At 39.0% G+C, this 1,882-nt stretch carries 1 protein-coding gene; it reads left to right on the top strand.

The window, feature by feature from the left end:
• The coding region (locus tag ACOVO2_RS15555) for a hypothetical protein (protein ID WP_421770860.1) at positions 1 to 1,882 on the top strand (1,882 nt) is incomplete at both ends.

Raw genomic sequence — 1,882 nt, forward strand, 5'->3', positions numbered from 1 at the left:
TCGACGGGCCAGAATTTCAGAAAAGATTTCCGAGCCTAAACAAACAAGAACTCAACGCTAAACGCCTTGCAACCTACAAGTTTTTCTCAGCTTTTCTGGGTCTAACACTGCTGACTCTGACATTCCTTGCATCGGTTTATGTGCTGCGAAAATACCAGCAACCCAGCGAGTCGAAGCCCTATTTCAATAATGCTGATTATCATGCCGTATCGAATATCGGGGTGGCTTTCAATCAATCGCTTACGCTTTCTACTAATGCTAATCAGCCTTCAGTTGATGGTCTTTGGAGTAATGAAAATGGCACTTTCAAAGCCAGACAGACCAATAATGGCGGTTTTGAGTTGAGTTTCGACCGTTATTTCGAGCCTGTTTTTGTTAGAAAATCGGCCGATGAAGCATTTACGCCCGTCAATATTATTTTTCGAAAATCCATCAATAATAACTTCACCATCAGCAATGATAGTGTAAGTGTGCGATGTACCAATATCAAAACCGTTGATGAAGCACCACTATGGAAAAGACTACTCGGCAAACACCAAATCAGAAACGTTTATAGTCTTACGATTCGCTGCGATGCCAAAAGTATTTTAAGGCAACTGAATCTCAATTCATCGTTTGAGGACGAAATCGAAGTAACCGATGTGGCACTCGAAAAAGGCAAGAAGTTATACACAATTTTGATTGAAAACGACGGTTTTGTGTCGAAAAAAGCTCAGTCGAAGCAAGTGCTGGAGCGTATCTTGCAAAATATCGGTGATGCTTATTTACTGAAAAATCCGAACACAGAAAATAGCCTTACGTTTTTCCCGACGAATGATTTCTTTGAGAATGGCTATTCTTTAACGGTTGATGGTTCGGTGGTTTCGCCTACGCTACAATCAAAAGCTACGATTGATGCCGATAGTAGATTTTTTATTGGTTTCTATAATATTCGTAAACAATATTTCTTTAGTGCGATTGATAAAAATAAGTATCCGAATAGCACTAAAAATGCAGCTTTAATATTCGATTTTCCACAGTTTTTTGACTTATCGGCTCAAAAAGATGCTGTTGAAATCGGCACAAAGCAAGTGCGTTTTTTGAATAATCATTACACGCAGCTACTTAATGCTTCGTCGTTGAAAGAAGGCTTTTTGTTTCACGAAAACCTCCGAAATGCCCAGTCGAATCTTTTTTCTGGAACGATGATTTATACCATCAATCAAGCAGGTGTAGGTTTTTCGGGCGAAATGACTGATAATTTTCAAAATGACCAAAAGGCTTCGGTTTTTAAGAAAAACTTTACGCTTAGTTCGCAAGATAAAAACCACGAATGGCTTTTTCATGTCCGTGATTTTTCGGCAAATGGTTTCTCGCTCAACAGCAACCTAATGTATCTTTCGATACTATTTTTGTTGTTGGTTTTTACCTTGCTTTTCAATGCTGGCCAAAAACTCGAACGTATCGAACCGATTATTTTTACGATTATCTATGCCCTATTGGCTTATCGATTTATTTTGCTTTGGCGAGTAGCCACTTTTCCACCGCTCGAAAATATCAGTAAATACGAACTCGAAAATACCCTTATTCAGTTCGATTTTACGCTCGGAAGTTTCACACTTCCCGTGCCACTGACGTTTTTAGTGCCTGCTTTATTCATCGTTTTTCTGAATATTTATCGTTGGAAAAAGTCCGCTTTCGAGCAATTATTGGCAAAGTACCACGCCGAACCAAAACGATATTTGTATTTCCATATCGGACTTTTGTTGGTTTGTGGACTGTTGCTTAAAATCGCCAATTTCGACCTCATCGTACGTATTTTCGGTATTTTCATTCCTTTGGTTTCTTACTTGTTTTTCTCCGTGAGAATCAACCAACAAACCGATTTTCAGCCGAAAACCGA

Origin of the sequence: Emticicia sp., assembly GCF_049241225.1 — a bacterium.
Lineage (GTDB): Bacteria > Bacteroidota > Bacteroidia > Cytophagales > Spirosomataceae > Emticicia.